Origin of the sequence: Spirosoma profusum, assembly GCF_014699005.1 — a bacterium.
GTDB lineage: Bacteria > Bacteroidota > Bacteroidia > Cytophagales > Spirosomataceae > Spirosoma > Spirosoma profusum.
Map to the genome: position 1 here is coordinate 78225 of NZ_JACWZY010000014.1, position 21264 is coordinate 99488.

The 21264-nt window shown below is 46.7% G+C and carries 21 protein-coding genes; 7 read left to right on the top strand and 14 right to left on the bottom strand.

Going from position 1 to position 21264, the window contains the following annotated elements:
- Window positions 1-30: 30 nt before the first annotated feature.
- Complete coding sequence (locus tag IC229_RS17005) at window positions 31-369, bottom strand: PadR family transcriptional regulator (RefSeq protein WP_190888203.1); 339 nt, start codon at window positions 367-369, stop codon at window positions 31-33.
- Between the two features lie 306 nt (window positions 370-675).
- Between IC229_RS17005 and IC229_RS17010 the strand changes: the two genes are divergently transcribed.
- Window positions 676-1527, top strand: a complete 852-nt coding sequence (locus tag IC229_RS17010) for a sugar phosphate isomerase/epimerase family protein (RefSeq protein ID WP_223834042.1) — start codon at window positions 676-678, stop codon at window positions 1525-1527.
- Between the two features lie 39 nt (window positions 1528-1566).
- Here IC229_RS17010 and IC229_RS17015 read toward each other — a convergent pair whose 3' ends face one another.
- From IC229_RS17015 to IC229_RS17035, 5 genes are all read right to left on the bottom strand, one after another.
- The gene (locus IC229_RS17015) at window positions 1567-2037 is read right to left on the bottom strand and encodes a YybH family protein (RefSeq protein WP_223834043.1); all 471 of its coding nucleotides are present in this window, start codon (window positions 2035-2037) and stop codon (window positions 1567-1569) included.
- Window positions 2038-2130: 93 nt separating this feature from the next.
- Window positions 2131-4755: an ABC transporter permease gene (locus tag IC229_RS17020; RefSeq protein ID WP_223834044.1), complete on the bottom strand. Its 2625-nt coding sequence runs from the start codon at window positions 4753-4755 to the stop codon at window positions 2131-2133.
- Between the two features lie 78 nt (window positions 4756-4833).
- Complete coding sequence (locus IC229_RS17025) at window positions 4834-7500, bottom strand: permease prefix domain 2-containing transporter (protein ID WP_190888204.1); 2667 nt, start codon at window positions 7498-7500, stop codon at window positions 4834-4836.
- A 74-nt stretch (window positions 7501-7574) separates the two neighbouring features.
- Window positions 7575-10193, bottom strand: a complete 2619-nt coding sequence (locus IC229_RS17030; protein WP_223834045.1) for an ABC transporter permease — start codon at window positions 10191-10193, stop codon at window positions 7575-7577.
- A gap of 26 nt (window positions 10194-10219) precedes the next feature.
- Window positions 10220-10567 carry a PadR family transcriptional regulator gene (locus IC229_RS17035; protein ID WP_190888205.1) on the bottom strand — a complete coding sequence of 116 codons (348 nt, stop codon included), beginning with the start codon at window positions 10565-10567 and terminating at the stop codon, window positions 10220-10222.
- A gap of 239 nt (window positions 10568-10806) precedes the next feature.
- Here IC229_RS17035 and IC229_RS17040 point away from each other — a divergent pair, with 239 nt between their 5' ends.
- The 6 genes from IC229_RS17040 (at window position 10807) to IC229_RS17065 (ending at window position 15518) form a co-directional block, all read left to right on the top strand.
- A complete protein-coding gene (locus tag IC229_RS17040) occupies window positions 10807-11067 on the top strand; it encodes a glycosyltransferase (protein WP_190888206.1) in 261 nt (86 codons plus the stop codon).
- Between the two features lie 179 nt (window positions 11068-11246).
- The gene (locus IC229_RS17045; protein ID WP_190888207.1) at window positions 11247-12233 is read left to right on the top strand and encodes a c-type cytochrome; all 987 of its coding nucleotides are present in this window, start codon (window positions 11247-11249) and stop codon (window positions 12231-12233) included.
- A 93-nt stretch (window positions 12234-12326) separates the two neighbouring features.
- Complete coding sequence (locus IC229_RS17050; RefSeq protein WP_190888208.1) at window positions 12327-12482, top strand: nuclear transport factor 2 family protein; 156 nt, start codon at window positions 12327-12329, stop codon at window positions 12480-12482.
- A gap of 609 nt (window positions 12483-13091) precedes the next feature.
- Window positions 13092-13712, top strand: coding sequence for a phosphoribosylanthranilate isomerase (gene trpF, locus IC229_RS17055; RefSeq protein ID WP_190888209.1), 621 nt, complete (start codon window positions 13092-13094; stop codon window positions 13710-13712).
- A 196-nt stretch (window positions 13713-13908) separates the two neighbouring features.
- Window positions 13909-14388 carry a PspC domain-containing protein gene (locus IC229_RS17060; RefSeq protein WP_190888210.1) on the top strand — a complete coding sequence of 160 codons (480 nt, stop codon included), beginning with the start codon at window positions 13909-13911 and terminating at the stop codon, window positions 14386-14388.
- A 98-nt stretch (window positions 14389-14486) separates the two neighbouring features.
- Entirely contained in the window at window positions 14487-15518 is a 1032-nt protein-coding gene (locus tag IC229_RS17065) for a LiaF transmembrane domain-containing protein (RefSeq protein WP_190888211.1), read from the top strand.
- Window positions 15519-15627: 109 nt separating this feature from the next.
- Here the strand turns inward: IC229_RS17065 and IC229_RS17070 are convergent, their stop codons facing one another.
- The 8 genes from IC229_RS17070 to bcp form a co-directional block, all read right to left on the bottom strand.
- The gene (locus tag IC229_RS17070; protein ID WP_190888212.1) at window positions 15628-16080 is read right to left on the bottom strand and encodes a hypothetical protein; all 453 of its coding nucleotides are present in this window, start codon (window positions 16078-16080) and stop codon (window positions 15628-15630) included.
- Between the two features lie 8 nt (window positions 16081-16088).
- Entirely contained in the window at window positions 16089-16553 is a 465-nt protein-coding gene (locus IC229_RS17075; protein WP_190888213.1) for a hypothetical protein, read from the bottom strand.
- Between the two features lie 65 nt (window positions 16554-16618).
- Window positions 16619-17191 carry an RNA polymerase sigma factor gene (locus tag IC229_RS17080; protein ID WP_190888214.1) on the bottom strand — a complete coding sequence of 191 codons (573 nt, stop codon included), beginning with the start codon at window positions 17189-17191 and terminating at the stop codon, window positions 16619-16621.
- 114 nt (window positions 17192-17305) lie between these two features.
- Window positions 17306-18262 (bottom strand): transketolase family protein, encoded by a 957-nt coding sequence (locus tag IC229_RS17085; RefSeq protein ID WP_190888215.1) that lies wholly within the window; start codon window positions 18260-18262, stop codon window positions 17306-17308.
- Between the two features lie 9 nt (window positions 18263-18271).
- Window positions 18272-18880, bottom strand: coding sequence for a DUF4276 family protein (locus IC229_RS17090; RefSeq protein ID WP_223834046.1), 609 nt, complete (start codon window positions 18878-18880; stop codon window positions 18272-18274).
- Window positions 18841-19818, bottom strand: coding sequence for an AAA family ATPase (locus tag IC229_RS17095; RefSeq protein WP_190888287.1), 978 nt, complete (start codon window positions 19816-19818; stop codon window positions 18841-18843). The genes IC229_RS17090 and IC229_RS17095 overlap by 40 nt, the downstream gene beginning before the upstream one ends.
- A gap of 71 nt (window positions 19819-19889) precedes the next feature.
- The gene (locus IC229_RS17100; RefSeq protein ID WP_190888216.1) at window positions 19890-20747 is read right to left on the bottom strand and encodes a transketolase; all 858 of its coding nucleotides are present in this window, start codon (window positions 20745-20747) and stop codon (window positions 19890-19892) included.
- Window positions 20748-20809: 62 nt separating this feature from the next.
- Complete coding sequence (gene bcp, locus IC229_RS17105) at window positions 20810-21259, bottom strand: thioredoxin-dependent thiol peroxidase (protein ID WP_190888217.1); 450 nt, start codon at window positions 21257-21259, stop codon at window positions 20810-20812.
- Window positions 21260-21264: the final 5 nt, after the last annotated feature.

Below are 21264 nucleotides of genomic sequence, written 5' to 3' on the forward strand. Positions count from 1 at the left end.
TAGACTTATCCCATAGCCCCATGATCTATGCTATAAGCTAGTCGCCGGTTTGAGGGGACTTAACAACCGATCCCAGAAACTGACGCGCACCTCCTGAATTTCCTGTAACGTTCTACGTCCATACGCAGTTACCGTAAACAGTCGCTTGCGTCGGCCACCGCGTTCGGCTGTTGGTTCACCCATTTCGGATTTTACCATGCCTTTATCCTCCAGCCGATCCAGAGCCGCGTGAATCTGGTTGAGACGTACCGCTCGTCCCGTTTGCTCGATGATTTCGTGGGTAATCGCTACGCCGTATGCCTGGCCTTCCATTACAGCCACAGTCAGGAGCACAATCTCCTCGAACTCGCCTAAGTAGCTTCGTTTCATCGCTATTAATTAGTTCTAGTTTTGCTGATCAAATGATCGGCCAGAATGAAAAATATGGCTTAGAGTCGCTGAAATGACTTTTCTGGCGATATAGAGTAGTAGCTTTTTGTCCGAAACCGGACAGGAAACGTACGCTATGGGACAAGCCCGAACAGGTTTGATTTGCCGAAAACAGATCGCTACGTATCGTATTCAGTGAGTTTGGTATTCACTACGTTACGTTCACGGCCGCCTAAATACTGTTTGGTTTAGCATGGGTAAACACGATTCAGTCTGCTCTTTTAGTTAGAAATAAATCTTTTTTCGATGATGAAACATCTGACAAAATATGTGCTCTTCGGTGCTTTACTTGTTGCGAGTGTAAGTGCCGTGATGGCGCAGAAAGGCCCCGAAGATAAAGCGGGCTGGAAACTTGGTTCACAGGCTTATTCGTTCCGATTATTCTCGTTCGCCGATGCCTTGCGGAAAATTGATAGTTGTGGATTGAAATACGTCGAAGCTTTTCCGGGACAAACGATTGGTGGTGGCGTCGAAGGAAAGATGGATTTTTCGATGGATGCCGCTACCCGTCAGGCGGTTAAGAAATTAATCAAAGATAAAGGGTTGACAGTGGTAGCCTACGGCGTTGTGAACCCCAAAACCGACGATGAATGGAAAACGCTGTTTGAGTTCGCGAAGGATATGGGCATTCTGAACATCAACTCCGAGCCGACTCCACAACAAATGCCGCTGGTTCGGAAGCTGGCCGATCAATACAAAATCAACGTAGCATTGCACAATCACCCCAAGCCATCGCGCTACTGGCACCCTGATACGGTACTGGCAGCTATTGGCGGTAGCAAATACGTCGGTTCCTGCTCGGATATCGGCCACTGGGTACGTTCAGGACTTGACCCGGTCGAATGCCTGAAAAAACTGAACGGACACGTACTGGGGATGCACTTTAAGGACGTAAAGAAAGAAACGCCCGATGGTAAGTATCACGACGTAGTATGGGGAACCGGCGATTGTAAAGTATCAGAAGTGATTGCCGAAATGAAGCGCCAGAAGTTCAAAGGTCCGATTTCGGTTGAATACGAATACCACTGGGAAAACAACGGCCCCGAGATTGCCGAAAGCGTGAAAAACTTCCGCAAAATCTACGGTGGCGGGCAGTAGGGTGGTGTTTGGCATGTAGAGACAAGGCATGCCTTGTCTCTACCGCACGGAATTATCCATATCGGCGGCAATTAACCATCGCCCGTCGGAACCTTTACGAAGGGCAAGAATGAATTTTCCGATATCGGGGCCATCTGCTTTTGCCCGATATGCGCCGATGATGTAGCCCAAATCTCCTCCCTGTGCAAATGATAGTGCACGAAGGAACAGCGGCTGCCCGCCTGAATTGCTATACGCATTTTTTAAGTTTGCCTGACCACGAATAGCTGGCCGTCGAGGTTGCAGAACAAACCCATCTGGCGTAAATAAACTCACCAGCTTTTCGGCATTGCCGGCGCCCCATTCGCGTTCGTAATCACGTAGTACCCGATCAATTTCAGGAGGAAGTGTTACCGAACGTAACGAATCCGTTGGCGGGAAACCTGGACCAGTTTGCTGAGCCATTAGTCGGCCTGCCAGGCATAACAAGCAGTGGAAAACTATCAGGCGAACTAGTGTCGTATCTTTCATTTGTTTGTATGGATTATCTGGATGTAGAGACAAGGCATGCCTTGTCTCTACGTAACGTACGTCGAATGGGATACGTAATGACGGGAAACAACTCTATTCACTACGTAGTGATTTCACCGGATTCATCAATGCAGCTTTGATGCTTTGGAAACTGACTGTTAGTAAGGCAATGCCGATCATTGCAAACCCAGCTAGTGCAAATAACCACCAGTTCAGATCAGTTTTGTAGGCGTAACTCTGTAGCCAGCGATTGAGAAACCACCAGGCGATTGGCGAAGCAATCAGAATAGCGATAAGAACTACGATCAGAAAGTCGCGGGAAAGTAACGTAACGATACTGAAAACCGATGCGCCGAGCACTTTCCGAACCCCGATCTCTTTAGTACGTTGCTCAGCCGTGAACGAAGCGAGGCCAAACAGCCCTAAGCAGGCAATAAAAATTGCCAGTATGGCGAAGTAATTTACCAGTGTGCTTACCATCAGCTCGCTTTGGTACATATTCTGGTATTCCTGATCAGCGAAGGAAAAGCTAAAAGGAAACGTTGGATTTAACGTTTTGCAAACTTTCTCAAGACTAGCTAACGCCTGTTTGGTTTGACCGGGTTGCGTGCGCACCAGCAGATTGCCATACGTGTTCGCTTCCCCAAACCACATAATCAGCGGTTTAAGCGGTTCGTGCAGGGACTGGAAATGAAAATCCTGGATAACACCAATAATTTTGCCCGGTTTCCCCCAGAACGTGAGCGGCTGTCCGACTGGATTTTTATAGCCAATACGTCGGGCCGCTTGTTCATTGATTACATACCCCGATGAATCGGTCGGAAAATTGCGCGAAAAATAACGACCGGCTATTACTTTCATGCGCGTGGCTTTATCCAGATCATAGCCAGTCGAAACCTGCGCAAACCCAATGTTGACAGCCGGATCTTTCCCTTGCCAATCGACCCAGGTGGTATTGCTGCCTATTCTGCTGGGATGATAATCCATTCGGGCAATGTACTGAATGCCCGGCATGCGCTGTAACTCCTGTTTTAGAATTGGATAACTGGTTAATAAAGCGCCTTCCAGAGGTACGTAAATCAGGTTTTCCCGGTCGAAGCCAAGATTCTTGTTTTGAATGAAATTTATCTGTCGATAGACGACAAATGTGCCAATGATCATGAACATCGAGATAACGAACTGTACGACAACCAATCCTTGTCGAAATAGACCCTTCGCTGACCTTTTCGTTGGTGCAGAGATAATTCCTTTCAATATGCGAACGGGTTGTAAGGACGATAAAAACAAGGCCGGATAACTACCCGCCAGAAATCCTGTGAACAACATAATAACCAATAAAGCCAACCAGAAATCCGGCTCAGTAATTGGGAGAGCAACCTGCTTGTTACTCAGTTGATTAAAGGCTGGCAGGAGAAGGCTAGTCAATACTAAAGACAAAATAACCGCTACGAAAGTCAGTAAAAGTGCCTCGCCGATAAACTGACTGATTAACCGGGATCGCTCAGCACCGATTACTTTACGAATGCCCACCTCTTTAGCACGATTGGCAGAACGGGCCGTCGAAAGATTCATAAAGTTGATGCAGGCCATAAGTAGCAGAAAACCAGCTACTATGCTTAATAACCGTATATAGTCGATGCGCCCCCCCGAAATCTCGCCATTGTCTGTTTGAGCATATAAATACATGTCCTCATACGGCTGAAGAAACAACTCAACATCAAACCGGCTGGCGTTTTTCGTATTGATTCCCAGGTAGCTCCGAAGAAAGTGTTTAATCTTAGCATTGAAGGCCGCTACGTCGGTATCCGAACGTAGTTGGAGAAAGGTTTCCGGACTTGGGTTGCCCCACTCTCTGGCCCAGGATTCCCTTTTCAAAAAATCATCCCAGGAAAGCAGAAAATCGTATTTCTGAGATGTATTCTCGGGTAAATTCTCAAAAACAGCCGTTACCTGATACGTCTCTTTATTGTCAATCCGAACCGATTTGCCCAAGGCGGCTTGTGGGCTACCAAAATACGTATCGGCCAATTTCCGGGAAAGCGCTAAACTATTCGGGGCTTTCAGCGCTGTTTCTGGTGAACCACTCAGCAACGGCACACTAAACAGGTTGAACCAGTTGACGCCTGCCCATTCACCCGTTTCTTTGTTAATCTTGTCACCGACCGTAAATGTGAGGTGCGCATGTCGATTGGAAAACCCTGCCGCCTGGACAATCTCCGGAAACTTTTTCGGTATCTCCTGAGACATAGGTCCAGGCGTTTCGGGCATTGCCATTCGCTTTCCATCTGACAATTGCCGCCACATAATTCGGTATAAATGGGGGCCATTGGCATGGTAGTGGTCTACCCGCAATTCATCCCGAATCCAGAGGAAGATGAGTAAACTACAGGTGAGGCCAAGCGCTAATCCCAAACTATTAATGGCTGAAAAAGACTTATGTCGCCAAAAATTGCGGAAGGCGATTTTTAGATAGTTGTGTAACATGGCAGGGCTTAGTAGGAGGGGTGATGAATAATCCGTTGGTTGTCTCTTTAGAGCAAATGGGCGGATAAACCGTAGCACATTGAACCAATACTGACGATTAGCTTTTACCACGCCGTTACGTTTCATATCTCGAACATATCGCTCATATAAATCGCCCTGCACCTCCTCCAGCAGATGCGGAGCGCAGAACCATTCGAGCAGTCGATCAGCCCATCGGGGTGGGGTGTTTTGCATAAGGCAGACGGTTTAGAGCATAGGGGAGGAATGGATTGAGTGAGATTTTACCCCATGCCCTTACCCCTATGCCCTCTGCTATTCACTACGTAACGATTTCACCGGATTCACCAGCGCGGCTTTGATACTTTGGAAACTAACAGTTAACAACGCAATACCAATCGACAATAATCCAGCCAGCACAAACACCCACCATTCGATATCAACTTTGTAGGCGAAGTCTTTCAGCCACTGATTCATGGCCCACCACGCAATGGGTGAGGCAATTACGAGGGCAATAATCACCAGCTTCAGGAAGTCTTTGGAAAGCAACGTAACGATACTTCCCACGGATGCGCCTAATACTTTCCGAACACCGATTTCCTTGGTACGTTGTTCAGCCGTGAACATTGCCAGCCCGAACAAGCCCATACACGAAATCAGGATAGCAATAAGCGTAGACGTGTTGACGAGCTGGCCGGTTTTCTCTTCTTTTTCGTAAAGACTGGCAATTGATTCGTCCAGAAATTTGTACTCGAATTTATGGTCTGGAAATACGCTTTTCCATTGTTGTTCCAGGCTGGCCAGTGTTACCTTTACATCCGACATATCTTTCCCTTTGGTCCGCAGTTTGATACCAATATTCCGTGCCTGTCCCGGCATATATCCGATAAACGTAGCTTCGATTTTTTCGTGGAAAGACTGCTCATGAAAATCCGCAACTACACCCACAATCGGGATTTTTTTGCCTTGCCACTCAATGAGTTGGTTGAGTGCGTCGGCTGGTTTGCGGAATCCCAGCGCTTTAGCATACGTAGCATTGATGACCAGTTCACGAAGAGAATCCGTCTTGACGTAATTACGCCCGGCAAGGAGACGTAGCTGATAGAGCGGGATAAAATTTTCATCACCAACCTTTGCCGATACGTCTGTTTCGATAGCCTGCTTTTTGGGCGGCTGATATTTCATTTTCGTAACCATATAAGCGGGTCCCATCGGCGGAAACCATTCGAGCGTAACCCGATCAACGGTCGATAACTGCTTGATTTTTTGCAACAGCACATCCCCTTTCTCCCGATCGCCCCAAGGAGGACGAATTTCCAGTATCGCATCGGCCGAAAAGCCGAGGTCTTTATTCCGTATAAAACTGAGCTGACGGCTAACCATCAACGTACCGATGATAAAGACCAGGGAAACTGTAAACTGGAATATAATCAGTGCTTTACGAAAATGCCCTTTTTGTCCATTATTTAAAGCTGTCTGCCCTTTGAGCGTCAACGCCGGTACGTACGACGATAGCACCCAGGACGGATAAAATCCTGACAGTAACGACGTAATGACCGTAACGCCAAGCAGAAATACAAGCGTTTGAACGCTGAATAAATTGACCGTTAACCCTTTGGGCGTGAGCGTCTGGAAACCCGCCAGAATCGGTTTGACAAGAACTAAAGCGATCAGAACCGCAAGCAGTGTCAGGAACGTAGTTTCGCTTAGGAACTGCATAACCAGACTCGCACGGCTCCCGCCCATCACTTTACGAATTCCGGTTTCCTTGGCCCGCTGCACCGACTGAGCCGTCGATAGATTGATGAAATTGATAGCCGCAATCAGCAGGATAAACCCGGCAACGGCCATCAGGCCATACAAGGTTGGCAGATGAGCTTTCCGGGCGTAATTGTCTTGGTAATCTTCGTTGAAGTGAAGGTCAGCCAAAGGTTGTAAAGCGGGCGTATATTTAAACTCCTTCGGAAAATGAGCCTTGTTAAAACGCTGGAATTGGGCAGTAAATTGAGAAGGCGTAGCACCTTTCGGCAATCTGACAAACGCCTGTGAGGCCGACCAGATATCATCCCATTGATCGAGGTTGATGCTTTTCTTTAACTGGCTCGCGTGAATCGTAGCAAACGAAATGAAATCGGTGAATATAAAATCGGAAGGTTGGCTCCAGGCTTTCACAATTCCCGCTACGTTCGCGCGGACCGAATCCTGATAAATAACTTCCTTACCGATCATTTTCTCAATCGGAAGGTTGCCAAAATAGGTGAGGGCTTTCTGCTCCGAGAGTACTACGTTAAATGGCTCATTGAGTGCCGTTTGCGGATTGCCTGCCAGCCATTGGTACTTGAAAATATCGAAGTACTGAGGCTCGACAACAACAATCTCACTGTGCGTGTTTTCAAATCGCTTTGGCTTTTCCCGACCATCTGGAATCAATACGTCGGTGCTGATAGTATGAAAGGCCGCTACCGTTTCCAGCCCGGCAATTTCTTTCCGAATCGCTGCCGGAACAGCGTTGGGTACGAAGCCAACAGGATGCTTTTCGCCCGGATTGCCATATTGTGCTTCGCCGACCAGCCGGTAAATACGTTCACTATCTGGGTGGAACGTATCGTAGCTCAGTTCGTAATTCGTGATGAGATAAATGACCAGACAGGCCGTTACGCCCAGCGTGAGTCCAAGCAGGTTAATCAGCGTACTGATTTTGTTTTTTGCCAGATTGCGGAGGCTGGTTTTGAAATAGTTACGTAGCATAATCGGATGGAGTAAAATCGGTTGTGAATATTCAGCAGGTTGCCGTTTGAGCGCAAATGGACGTATGAAACGTAGCACGTTGAGCCAATACCTGCGGTTGGCTTTTGATGTACCGCTACGTTGCTCATCCCGAACGTAACGTTCATATAAATCGCCCTGCACTTCCTCCAGCAGGTGAGAAGCACAGAACCATTCGAGGAATCGGTCAGCCAGTCGGGGTGGGGTATGTTGCATGGGGCATAGGGTTCAGGGCATAGGGTAGGGGTTGGTGCCGGTTTTACCCTCTGCCCCGACCCCCATGCCTTCTGCTATTCGCTACGTAATGATTTCACAGGGTTCATCAATGCGGCTTTGATGCTTTGGAAGCTGATTGTCAGTAGGGCAATACAAACGGCTACCAGGCCAGCGAGGGGGAACATCCACCATTCGATGTCGATTTTATAGGCAAACTCCTGTAGCCATTGCTTCATGGCGTACCAGCCTAGGGGTGAAGCAATGAGAATGGCGACCAGAACTAATTTCAGGAAATCGACTGATAGTAGTGCCACTACGCTGGCGACTGAAGCGCCCAGTACTTTGCGTAAGCCGATTTCTTTGGTACGTTGCTCAGCCATGAAAGCCGCTAAGCCGAACAAGCCCAGGCAGGAAATGAAAATGGCCAGAAACGCAAAATAGTTTGCCAATGTGCCAATAATGGTTTCGCTGCGGTATAGCTTCTGAAACGCCTGATCAGCAAAGGTATACGTGAACGGAAACTTTGGATTAAACTGTTGCCAAACCGATTCCAGACTCGCTAGTGCCTGCTTTGATTGCCCTGGCTGCGTTCGAACAATAATACTTTTACGATCAGACTTGGGGCTCAATTTGACAATCATCGGCTCAATGGCCTGATGGAGCGAATTTTGGTGAAAATCCTTCATAACACCAATGATATTCCCCGTTTTGCCCCACAATGTCAGCTGCTTGCCAATCGCTTGCTGATAACCGATACGTCGGGCGGCTGTTTCATTAATCAGGAAAGTTGTGGAATCCATACCAAAATCGCGTGAAAAATCCCGACCTGTTACGTTCACTTTCAGGGTTTTGGTGAAATCATAATCGACCGTCGAAAACTGAAACATCAACGTACTGGTAGGGTTTTTACCGGGCCACTGAACATTTCTTGTACTGCCAAACGTATTGGTCGGACTTCCATCCATGTAGGTAACGGACTGTATACCTGGCTTTTGCAGGAGTTCCTGCTTGAATGCTGTATAATTGGTTGCTAATTCGCCTTCTCCCTTCAGGTAAATCAGATTTTCACGGTCAAATCCCAAGTTAGTGGTTTGGATAAAGCCAATCTGTCGGTAAACAATAATGGTCCCGATGATCAGCAGTATCGACAGCGAAAATTGAAAAACGACCAGCCCCTGCCGGAACAGTCGCGCTCCTGCTCCAAATCGAAGGGTGCCTTTTAGTACCCGAATGGGGTTCAGCGACGAAAGCACTAACGCCGGGTAACTGCCCGCAATGAAACCCGTTATGAGCGTCATTCCTAGCAGGGTTATCCAGAAACTGGCATTGATTAATGGGAAACTGATTTGCTTGTTGGTCAATGAGTTAAACGCGGGTAGTAATAATGCTGTCAGGACCAGAGCAATAACCAGTGCTATAGTCGTCAATAGCAGTGCTTCGCCAATAAACTGTCCGATCAGTAAACTCCGGGCCGCGCCCACAACTTTCCGAACGCCTACCTCACGCGCCCGCTTGACCGAACGGGCGGTGGCCAGATTCATGAAATTAATACAGGCAATCAGGAGAATAAAGGCAGCCACAATACCGGCCAATCGGACGTACTCGATTCGGCCGCCAGACTGATACCCATTTTTGAAATTAGAATAGAGGTACGCATCCTGATAAGGTTGCAGAAAGAGCTGAATATCAAACTTCTCTTTTCCAATAGATGGGTTATAACGCTTCAGGAAAGTCTTCATTTTGGCCTCCAGCTTAGCCGGATCAGCCGAAACACCGTTGCGATCGGTCCGGAGCTGAATACGAGCAACAGGCGCGTTGCTGCCCCAATCCTTGAGCCACTCATTTCGTTGCAGAAAATCCTGCCAGGGAAGCACATAATCGTAGGTTTCTGAGCTATTGGCGGGTATATCCTCAAATACGGCGCTGACCTGATAATCAGCTGTATTGTCCAGACGGATACTTTTGCCCATCGCTTCCTGCGGACTCCCGAAGTAATTCTGAGCCAGTTTTCGGGAAATGGCGATGTTATTGGGAGCCGCCAGCGCTGTCTCTGCCTTACCTGCCAGCAGAGGAAAACTGAACATCGTAAACCAGCTCGCACCCGCAGATCGCCCTATTTCTTTGTTGAGCTTATCCCCAACGGCGAACGTGAACGTCTGCTCCCAGGATAAACTGGCCGCGTGCTCAATTTCAGGAAATACTTTTTCCAATTCCTCGGCTAACAGCGCAGGTGTGCTTGGACTAGCCTCAATTTTACCATCAAAAAACTGACGCTCCATAACTGTGTAGAGTTGCGGGCCATTAGCGTGATAGGCATCTACACTGAACTCATCCTGAATCCAGAGATAGATAAGCAGGCTGGTAGCCATGCCCAGTGCCAGACCCATAATGTTGATGGCCGAAAATGATTTATGCTGAATCATATTTCGCCAGGCGATTTTCAGATAATTACGTAGCATGACAGGATTACCAAAAAAGTTTAGCTGATAGTCAGATGATTGTCGTTTGAGGGCAAATGGACGGAAGAAACGTAGTACGTTCAACCAGTATTTCCGATTGGCTTTTGACGTACCACTACGTTGCAGATCACGCACGTAGCGTTCATATAAATCGCCCTGCACTTCCTCCAGCAAATGCGGAGCGCAGAACCATTCGAGCAGTCGATCAGCAAAGCGAGGTGGGGGACGTAGCATAGGGCAAGGAGGTAAGGGCAGAGGATTTATGAACCGGCCAGACCGATGGTTGGTAAAGCGTTGGGTTCAATAGAATTCCACAATTGATCGCGCATGGAACGGATGTCGTGCAACGTGCGGCTTCCGAGTGCCGTAACCGTAAACAGTCGCTTGCGTCGGCCACCTCGTTCGGCGGTTGCATCACCCATATGTGAGTAAAGCATACCTTTTTCCTGAAGTCGACTTAGGGCAGCATGAACGGCACTGATGCTCACCGAGCGGCCCGTTTGCCGATCCAGCTCGTCGGTAATGGCTACACCGTAAGCTTTTTCATTCAGGACCGCTACGGTCAGCAGGACAACCTCTTCAAATTCTCCCAGATACGTTCGTTTCATTACGTAGCATATATATTCAACTTCTGTAGAACAAATGCTTTGCCAATCTGTAAAAAGTGGATTCCTGGCCTGATTTAGCGTATGTGATAGGCAATGAGTTGTCCGATATCGTACAAGTTTTGTCCGATGATGAACGCGTATGGGAAGCAATTAGTAGTCTACTGATAAATGAATTGGATGGAAGACGAGACTTTTGAGCAATAAACTTTTTGTTATGCTGAGCTACGACGTAATGCCTTTTGCGGATATCTATCTATGTAACAAACGGCGGATTTGGGGGCGTTTTATTAGCGTTAAAGCATGGACTACCAATGGTTGTGGCTGGTTTACATGAAGGTAAAAACGAGATTGCATCACGCATCGGATATTTCAACTTCGGCATCAATCTGAATACCGAAACGCCTAAAGTCGAAGCAACCAGCAAAGCCGTAGAGACGGTGGCAAACAGCATAATGTATAAGGTTAACGTTAGGCGGCTGGCCGATGAGTTTGCCGATTAGCCGGTCAATACGTTGTTCGCTGGCTACGTAGCAAAAGTAATAGCTCAGGCCGCTTCTTAGACCGTCAATGAAATATGATGACCGCTCAATAACTTATTTCGCCATTACGTTTCCGTTGTTTTGTGACTATCAATATCTTAACGATGAAATAATCACTATTCCTCTCTACCAAACTTCACATGAAAAAAGTAGGCAAAATTATCGGTATTGTACTTGGCGTCGTTCTGCTGGTTATTCTTGGTGTAATGGCCTATGTTAAATTCGCTCTGCCCAACGTAGGCGATGCACCGACTCTTACTATCGAACGAACACCGGAACGTATTGCTCGGGGTGAATATCTGGCAAATCACGTAACAGTTTGTATGGATTGCCACAGTACCCGCGACTACAGTCTTTTTTCGGCACCATTGGAACCCGGTACGTTAGGGAAGGGTGGAGAGCTATTCAACCAGGAGATGGGTTTTCCTGGCTCGTTTACATCGAAAAACATTACGCCTGCTGGTATCGGAAGCTGGACCGATGGCGAAATCTATCGGGCTGTTACTACAGGCGTCAGTCGCGATGGGCACGCTTTTTTTCCGGTGATGCCTTATCCTTACTATGGCAAAATGAGCGATGAAGATGTCAAGAGCATCGTTGCCTATGTGCGTAGTCTCAAGCCTATCGAAAACAAACCGGCTGATTCCAGGGCTGACTTCCCATTCAATTTTATCCTGAACACCATCCCGCAAAAAGCTGAGCCAAGCCCAATGCCTGATCCCAAAGATGAACTGGCTACGGGAAAGTATCTGGTCATGATTGCTGGTTGCGTAGAATGCCATACGCAGGTTGAGAAAGGACAGATTATTAAGGAAAAGTCGTTTTCGGGTGGGCGGGAATTCAAATTGCCAGGCGGTACCTTAGTCACGGCTAACATCACGCCTGATAAAGAAACTGGTATCGGTAGCTGGACAAAAGAGGCTTTTGTCAGCCGCTTTAGAACCTATGCCGATAGTACGTACAAACCACACAAGGTTGGGGCGAACGATTTCCAGACTATTATGCCCTGGACCATGTACGGTGGCATGAACGAACAGGATCTGGGTGCTATTTATACTTATCTGATGTCGCTGAAACCAATTCCGAACAAAGTAGAGAAGTTCACGCCTAACGTAGCGCAGCGCTAACGTACTGAATTCCAATTCTTTTATTTTGTCTTCAACAAGCCTTAACGCGCTTATTACGTATACCAAATTTTTAGGTACCCAAACCGGCCTTTGATGACTATACCAGCTTTTAACAAGCAAATAAACATTAAGGGATTTGGCATTGACCGCTACAAGGATGGCAAAATTATCGAGCGGATGCAGTTAGGTGATGACGTTACGTTACAACAGCAAATTGGGGCCATGCCTGATACTGGTTCAGCAAAGTAAACAAGCTGATTTTCAATTTAGTCTAAACTTTCAGTCCAGTTTTATTTCCCTTCCAGTCAGCGTTTGTACCTGATTGGAAGGTTTTTTTGTATGAATAATTATCATTCCCAAAAAAGGGAGCAAAAATCCCTGTATTTATGGGATTGATTTACAGGTGTTTCATTAGCCAACTTTGTAAGATTGTCAGCAGGTAGAACGTGAATTTTTTCACGTAACAGCCAATGTCGGCAATCCAGTTTCGACAGATTGTATGGCTAACGAATACCGGCATGTATAAACGAAACAAGCAACCGAAATCCGAACCCCGGAAGAACGAAGCGGCTAATGGAACTGGTCTGAGTGATGCCTTAGAAACACCGGTAGGGTTTATATATCTTGTTCATTATCTGAGCGACGTAACAATGAGAAAAACGTACCACAACCTCCCAAGCCCAGCTTTTCGCATAATCTGTTTAGTAACAAGATTTTACAATCAACGTAGTGACTCATAACTGGCAGTACGTTCGATAAAAACAATTCAGATTTGAAGAGATTAATAGAATGCTGTGAGTTGTCTCTACCTTTGTGGATGCGCTGATAACGTAGCACTGGTTACGGCTCACTTCCCTTATGGCTCTGAAAACGCTCGTTAAAATTTCTAACGTAACAAACCTCAGCGATGCGCGCTACTGTGCTGGCATGGGCGTCGATATGCTTGGCTTTTCGATGGACGCTGGTGCTCCGGAGTACGTTGATCCGAAAAAATTTGAAGAAATAAAATCGTGGGTGGCTGGTGTTCAGATTGTTGGTGAAACAACGTCCATCGACCCTGAGCAGATTGAGCAACTGCTGGCTACGTATCAACCCGACGTATTACAGGTAGACGAAGCAGCTTTATTACCCTACCTCACTACGTTTGAGCGTCCGCTTATTCTTCGTGTCGATTTATCGCAGATGACGCTCGATCAGCTCGATACGCTGGTTCGAACCAGTACGTCCGGGGCTGATTATATCTTGCTCGAAAGCAATACTTCACTTCATTTTGATGCTGATTTTAAAGAAATTCTCCAGCACTTAGCTGCCCGATATCCGATTCTGTTAGGAACGGGCGTATCTGTCGAAAATGTCCATGAACTGCTTGCCGATCTGCCGGTACGTGGTATTGCGCTGAGTGGTGGCGACGAAGAACGACCCGGTAACAGAGAGTTCGGTGAACTCATGGATGTTCTGGAAGCGATTGAGGAGGAGTAGCAAAGGGGTAAGGGCATAGGGTAGAGTTGATTTTACCCCATTCCCTTACTTCAATGCCCTATGTGCAGCGCTACTATGCATTACCTACTATCATTGAAAACATACTTCTATCCATAACCGCGTCCATTCTTCCAATTCTGCTTCCATTCAGCATGTATATCTGCTAGGTTTACAACGTTTTAAACAATTAGAAACCATGAACAAGCGATTAGAACGTATTGCCGACCAGGCCCAGTTAGGGGGTGTTTGCGCTGGTCTGGCCGATTATTTTGGCATTGACCGTGCTCTGGTGCGGGTATTGTTTGTAATCGGCATTTTTTTGCCGCATTTTCCGGCAATTATTATTTACATTATCCTGTGGATTGCCTTGCCCGAACGACGTTCGGATGGCGCAGTAGTTCAATCAACCGCGTTTTCTAATCCTTATTTTTCCATGAATCCCTACAATCCCAACAAACCTGCTTCTCCCGACCGCAGCCTCGTCGGCGGGGCTGTCCTGATTATTCTTGGCATCATCTTTCTTCTAGACCGTTATCTGGATATTGATTTCGGTGATTTATGGCCGTTCTTCCTGATTGCGATCGGGTTATGGTTAATCTTCAAAGACCGGATCAAACCACCTTATGATAATACCACGAATTACGACAGTCCGAACGACCCAAACGCAACCTTGTAAACTAGATGTATGAACTATGAAGTATGGTGTATGAAAGTAACTGAGTGCACACTCATACACCATATATCATAGTTCATACATCATACTTTTAAAAAGTTATGCAACGAAGAAACGGATTATTCTGGGGAATTTTTCTGCTGACGTTTGGCGTGCTGTTTCTGGCTCGCCGGGCAGGAGGACTTGATGTCGATTGGCACGATCTCGTGCACCTTTGGCCTTTTTTATTGATTCTGGCGGGTATACATCTGATTCTGGAACGACGTAATAACCAGTTTGCTTTTATTACGACGGTTATGCTGGCTGTAGCTGTACCCACTACGTTGTTTGGGTTCTTCTCACGCCACCGGAATCATGAAGGATACCATATGCGCTGGCACCATGACGACGATGATGACGATGACGACGATGACAACCATGATGATGGAGATGATGACGATGACGATGATGACGATTATCAATCGGAACGGAAAAGTCGCTCGTTAAGTAATCTGGAATCGCATTCGAATACGTTCTCAGAAGCCATGCAGGCCGATACACGTGAAGCAGTGCTGAAACTAGCTGGTGGCGCAGGTCGTATTACTATCAGTGACCCGAGTACCGAACTGATCAAAGCTGATACGAAACAGACGGTGGGCATCTATTCGATGTCGGTAGACCGCGATGAGACGACACATATCCCGACCATTGAGTTAAAGCCGACCGAGGATCAGGATATTGAATGGAAAGATGGCAAATTTCAAAACCGGGTAGATGTGCATTTGAATGCTACGCCAGTGTGGAGTATGGACGTAGCACTTGGCGCGGGCGAAGGCGATTTAGACCTGAGTGCTTATACCGTGAAAGATCTGAAAGTTGCCGTAGGTGCCGCCGATCTGGATCTTAAATTAGGTGATAAAGCTGATCAGGCCGATGTGAAACTGGACGTTGGCGCAGCTTCGGTAACGGTACGTGTTCCGAAGTCGGTAGGTTGCCGAATCAAAAAAGATGGCGCTCTGAATATTGAACAACTCGATGACTTTACAAGCGTAGGGGGAGGAGAGTACGTAAGCCCCGATTACGACGGAGCCGCCAAAAAGATAACGATACGTTTCGACGGTGGTATTTCAAGATTTAAAGTAGTGCGCTATTAGTCAGAACCGGGATTTAACAGATTTAGGGATTAACACGATTTTGTTCTTCGCTTCTTTGAAGCGCTTATCTACAAAATCGTGTTAATCCCTAAATCTGTTAAATCCCGGTTCAGTTATTCTGGTTCAATCGATTAAGCAGCATTTTATTAAACATTTGCTCGGTCTTATACAACTCTGCCAACTGGGCGGGGCTGATGACTTTCAGGAACCGACTCATGTATTCTTCATCGAGGTCGGCGAGTTTTTGTTTGGTGGAATTTACTTCCCGAAGCCCATTCACCAATTGATCATCGGTCAACGAGTTGCGTGAGGGAGCATTGTTTAGTTGGCGAACCCGCCGATTCAGTTCCTGCTTTTTACCATTGTATTCATTGTAAATTGCCCAAAATTGCGGAGCCTGGTCGGTGGTTAGATTCAGCCGATTCGTAATCATGCCAATTTTGGCGGCTTCAATTTTCTGGCGTCCATTAAGGTCGTTCTGTGCTTTAACGCAGGTCGTTAAAAACAATAGGCCAACCAGACAACCAATCCATGCGTATCTCATTGTGGTGAAATTAACCATTCGTAAAATCAGGAGTCGCGATCTGACTTGTTGACCAGACTCTGTTCATTGATAAGTTGCTGAATCTCAGTTGGTGCTACGTTCAGAAACTGAATCGCCGTGGTATCGCTACCCAGCGACGAATGCAGTTGCTGACTATCGGCCAGTTCGTCGGCGTTGATGCCCTGCTCGTCAAGATAAGCAGCAATAACATCATTACTAACGCCAGCTAATGCTTCGTTACCAATCGATTCCTGTCGTTGGGGCAGAGTTTGCCAGACCAGTATGGCGATCAGACTTGCCCCTGCTAACGACGCCATCGTGCGCTGCCACGACCAGCTGATCCGAAAGGCTGGTTTTGCTTTAGGAGCGATTCGGGCCTGTACCCGCGAAGGCAAGTCGTCGAAGTAGCCATCAGGCGCAACAAACGGATTTTGCCGCAACGGATGCTCCGGTGGGAGTTCATCAAGCCGAATGTTATTGTACTTGCTCATGGTGGTGTATCAATTACACAATTCTGTTCTCGTTTGGGAGTTTGACAGCACAGGCCCGTCGGGGTTTAATCCGTTGTATCTGTTTTTGTTATATAATCTTCGATTTTTTTCACCGCTAAATGATACGACGCTTTTAGTGCTCCAACCGACGTACCGGTAATTTCGGCAATTTCTTCGTATTTCATATCATCGAAGTACTTCATGTTAAATACCAAACGTTGCTTGTCTGGTAATTTCAACAGAGCCTTCTGTAGTTTCATTTGAACTTCCTCACCACTGGGCTCATTGCCCGACGTAGTGAATTCGGAACTGCTTTCGAGTTTTTCCATCAACTCGCCCTCTACGTCGCCGATAGGGAGAAAAAAGCGACGCCGTTTTTTATTGAGGAAGTTGAGACACTCGTTCGTAGCGATACGGTAAATCCATGTATATAACTGACTATCACCCCGAAACTGTTCCAGACTATTCCAGACTTTTATGAAGGTTTCCTGCACCAGATCGTCAGCGTCATCGTGGTCGATGACCATCTTCCGAATATGCCAATAAATTTTCTGCTGATACTTACGTACCATCAGATTGAAGGCATAATTCCGGCTCGACGGGTCGCGATATTTAGCGAGAAGTTCTTCGTCAGTCATTTTTTTGTGTGTAGAGACCGGTCCGCCGTTGCGGGGGCATGCTCTGTCTCCTGTGCGTCAGCTATATCAGGCGTCAGCCAACCATCCGGTCATGAGACAACACATGTGTTGTCTCTACGATTTTCTTGCCATTGCTTTCTTTACCTGCTCAACAATTTTGTCGGCGGTAAGGCCATATTTCTTCATCAGTTGGTCGGGCGTACCACTTTCACCGAACGTATCATGCACACCAACGTATTCGAGTGGGGCAGGGAAGTGGCGGGCAAGCACCTGCGCTACGCTATCACCTAAGCCACCGTTCAGCATGTGTTCTTCGGCCGAGACTGCGCAGCCCGTTTTCTTCACCGATGCGAGAATAGCCTCTTCATCTAACGGTTTAATAGTGTGAATATTGATGATGTCGGCTTCGATTCCTTCTTCGGATAGAATCTCACCAGCTTTGATGGCTTCCCAAACCAGATGTCCTGTGCAGAAAATCGATACGTCTTTCCCTTCGTTTACAGTCCACGCTTTACCAATCTCAAACTTCTGATCTGCAGGCGTAAACACCGGAATTACAGGGCGGCCGAAACGCAGGTAGACTGGGCCCTCATGATCGGCGATAGCGATGGTAGCAGCTTTGGTCTGGTTATAATCACAGGGGTTGATGACGGTCATGTTGGGCAGCATTTTCATCATGCCCAAATCTTCCAGAATCTGGTGCGTGGCCCCATCTTCGCCCAACGTAACGCCCGCGTGCGATGCGCAGATTTTCACGTTTTTGTTCGAGTACGCCACCGATTGCCGAATCTGGTCATACACGCGACCCGTAGCAAAATTGGCGAACGTAGTGGCAAACGGAATCTTGCCGCCGATGGTCAGACCAGCCGATACGCCAATCATGTTGGCTTCAGCAATGCCGCACTGAATGAACCGTTCAGGATATTCTTTAATAAACGTTTCAAGTTTCAACGAGCCAGCCAAATCGGCGGTTAAGGCCACTACGTTCGGGTGGGTTTTTCCAAGCTCGGCGATACCCGCGCCAAAACCTGAGCGCGTATCTTTCTTATCTGTGTATTCGTATTTTTTCATAATCTATTGTCAGTTCGCCGAAGCGAGGGTTTGCAATTTGGTCAAAAAATAATGAGCATTAGGGCAGTTGGAGTATTGAGCAGCATTTTCGATGGTGAAGCCACAGCTAAGCATTGTTCTAGTAAATATTTTCTTGTCGCTGATACCTCTACCGGTATATTGTTTACGTAGTATGGCCAGAAGTTCAAATGGATTTGCTTCTGTTTCAGGATTGGGGTGTTCAAAATCCGTTTGAAATAAAATAGATAATGCTTTCGAATCAGCTAAAAACCATGCCTCTAATTCCTGAACAGCAATACATACTTCAGTGTCTATAGCCTGATAGACTTCTTCTTTTACGACTGCAAACGATTCGGCATTATCCATGTCACGTAGTACAACGATCCAATTGGCTCCAGCATCACGTAATAGCTGAACTTGCGTATTCATGCGTTGACTACTTGATTTGAGATTGCCTTTACCCTCCATATCGATAATGTCAGCGACCTGTTCAATCTGCTTCGAACGCAAATAATCCTGAAATTTAGTTGTCTTCAAGATTATTTTTTCGGAGGCTCCTTCTACAATATAACCAACTTTTACCACGGTAAGCCTCCCCCCAAAGCTCCGGTAAGCCATGCTTCATCCGTTGGAATGTCGTAAAGATTCCGACCCTTAATTTGTCTGGTTTTTGTTGCGCCGTCTTCCTTATTGACTAACACGATTTCATCAGTTGTTAGGCAACGTACCAGCGACTCAGAATGAGTATTCAGCCAAATGTAGTGCCCTTTCTCTTCACATTGTTTGCGGAAAAAATCAACCAAAGTCATCAAGACTTGAGGATGTAATCCATTTTCCGGTTCTTCCATACAAAGAAACTGTGGTTCATCGCTTTGATAAACAGCCGTCAAAAAAGCGAGGATATTATACGTACCGTCGGATATTAAAGCTTTGGTAAAGTAAGCAGGAGATGAAGTTTCGAACCAGTGTGATTCATCCCGATCATCAACTTCAACAGATTTAAACCCCGGAACAAAAAGTTCAAGCCATTCGAAAATTTCGCTACGTATCGTATCGTTAGCTAAGACGCGTTTTAAGACTTTTTCGAGGTTATTGGCTGAAAAAGTTAGTTGCAAATTATCTGAGTAATTAAGTCTTTGTTTAAACTGATTGCCTATAAATAGGTGTAAAAAATTAACTATTAATTGCTGGTTATCTTGACGAATCTTGATAGGGTCTGATTCACCCCAACGAGTTCCTACTACAGTATATTCCGGCTGTTTGTCCAAGTTATTACGTTGAACTAATCGATGAGTATACGAATCCTCTATCTTAAAATTGATCTCAACTGTGCTCGAAATATTACGACGATTTAAAAAATACTCCTTCCCTCCGAACAAACTTTCTACTGTACCCCTGTTTGTTTTAATAGATAAATTAAAAAACTCCAAAGCCTCGAAAATATTCGATTTGCCCGACCCGTTTGGACCGACAAAGACCGTGAACGGATTTGGCTCAATAAGCTCAATCCGTTCAATGGATTTGAAATTTTCGATGACCAAGCGTTTGATTTTCATTCCCAAAGGCTCAAATAGGCGCTGGCTATTTGCGGTAATATCAACAAACAACCAGAGGTTGTTTGAGCCGGTTAATAATCCGAATAGCCAACGGTCAATGGCAGTTGGTTAAGTGCCTGTGTTAGTTGTTCGGCGTTGGGGGCAATGCCGTGCCATTTGTGGCCTACCATCATGTAGTCGACGCCAAAGCCCATTTGGGTACGCATCAGAATCATCGTCGGTACGTCAGGATTTTCCTGTGATTTACGTAGCGTTTTTACTACGTCGGCTATGTCATTTCCATTCATTTCATCGACGTACCAGCCAAAAGCGCGGTATTTCGCAGCCAGATCACGATTGTCATTGACATTATCCGTTGAGCCGTCGATCTGGGCGTGGTTGAGGTCGATGATGGCAGTTAGGTTGCCGAGTTTTTTGTTGGGAGCAAACTGAGCGGCTTCCCAAACCTGGCCTTCCTGCTGCTCGCCATCGCCCATCAATACGTATACATGCTTGTCGTCGCCATTGAGTTTTTTGGCATAGGCTGCACCAGACGCTACTGACAAGCCCTGTCCTAACGAACCCGATGCGATACGTATACCCGGCAGGTGTTCGGCTGTGGTGGGGTGGCCTTGTAAACGACTATCCAGTTTACGGAACGTAGCAAGTTCGGAAACCGGGAAATAGCCTGCTCGGGCCAGTGCTGAATAGAAAACCGGCGAGATGTGGCCGTTCGAGAGGAAGAAAAGATCTTCATCGCGGCCATCCATCTCGAAAACAGGCGTTCCATCGGCATCTCTTTTTAGCCGCATGATGTCGAAATAAAGGGCGACTAAAAGGTCGGTGCAGCCGAGCGAACCGCCGGGGTGACCAGAATTTACAGCCGCAACCATGCGGACAATATCGCGCCGAACGGCGGTAGCAATGTGTTCGAGTTTTTCGATTTCCATATGTAACGCGGACTTTCTGTCCGCAGGTAATAAGTAAATGATGGGCGGATTGGAAGTCCGCGTTACGTTAAAATCTGATCCGCGTGGTTTTGGGTGTCAATTTTACTAATGATTTCGCTGATAATACCGTTTTCGTCAATCACGAACGTAGTACGAACGATACCCATAAAGTTGCGGCCATACATCGATTTTTCTTTCCACACATCGTAAGCTTCTACAATATGATGGTCAGTATCAGCCACGAGGGTGAACGGTAGAGAAAATTTCTTACTAAACTTCTGGTGCGACTTCTCATCATCCACGCTGACACCCAATACTTCATACCCTGATGCCTGTAGTTTTTCGTAATTGTCGCGTAAGCTACAGGCTTGGGCAGTGCAGCCCGGCGTATCGTCTTTGGGATAAAAATAAAGGACTACTTTTTTGCCCCGATAATCTGATAGTTTGACGGACTGACCATTCTGATCAGTACTTGTAAAGTCAGGGGCGGGGTTACCTATTTGTAAACTCATATTTG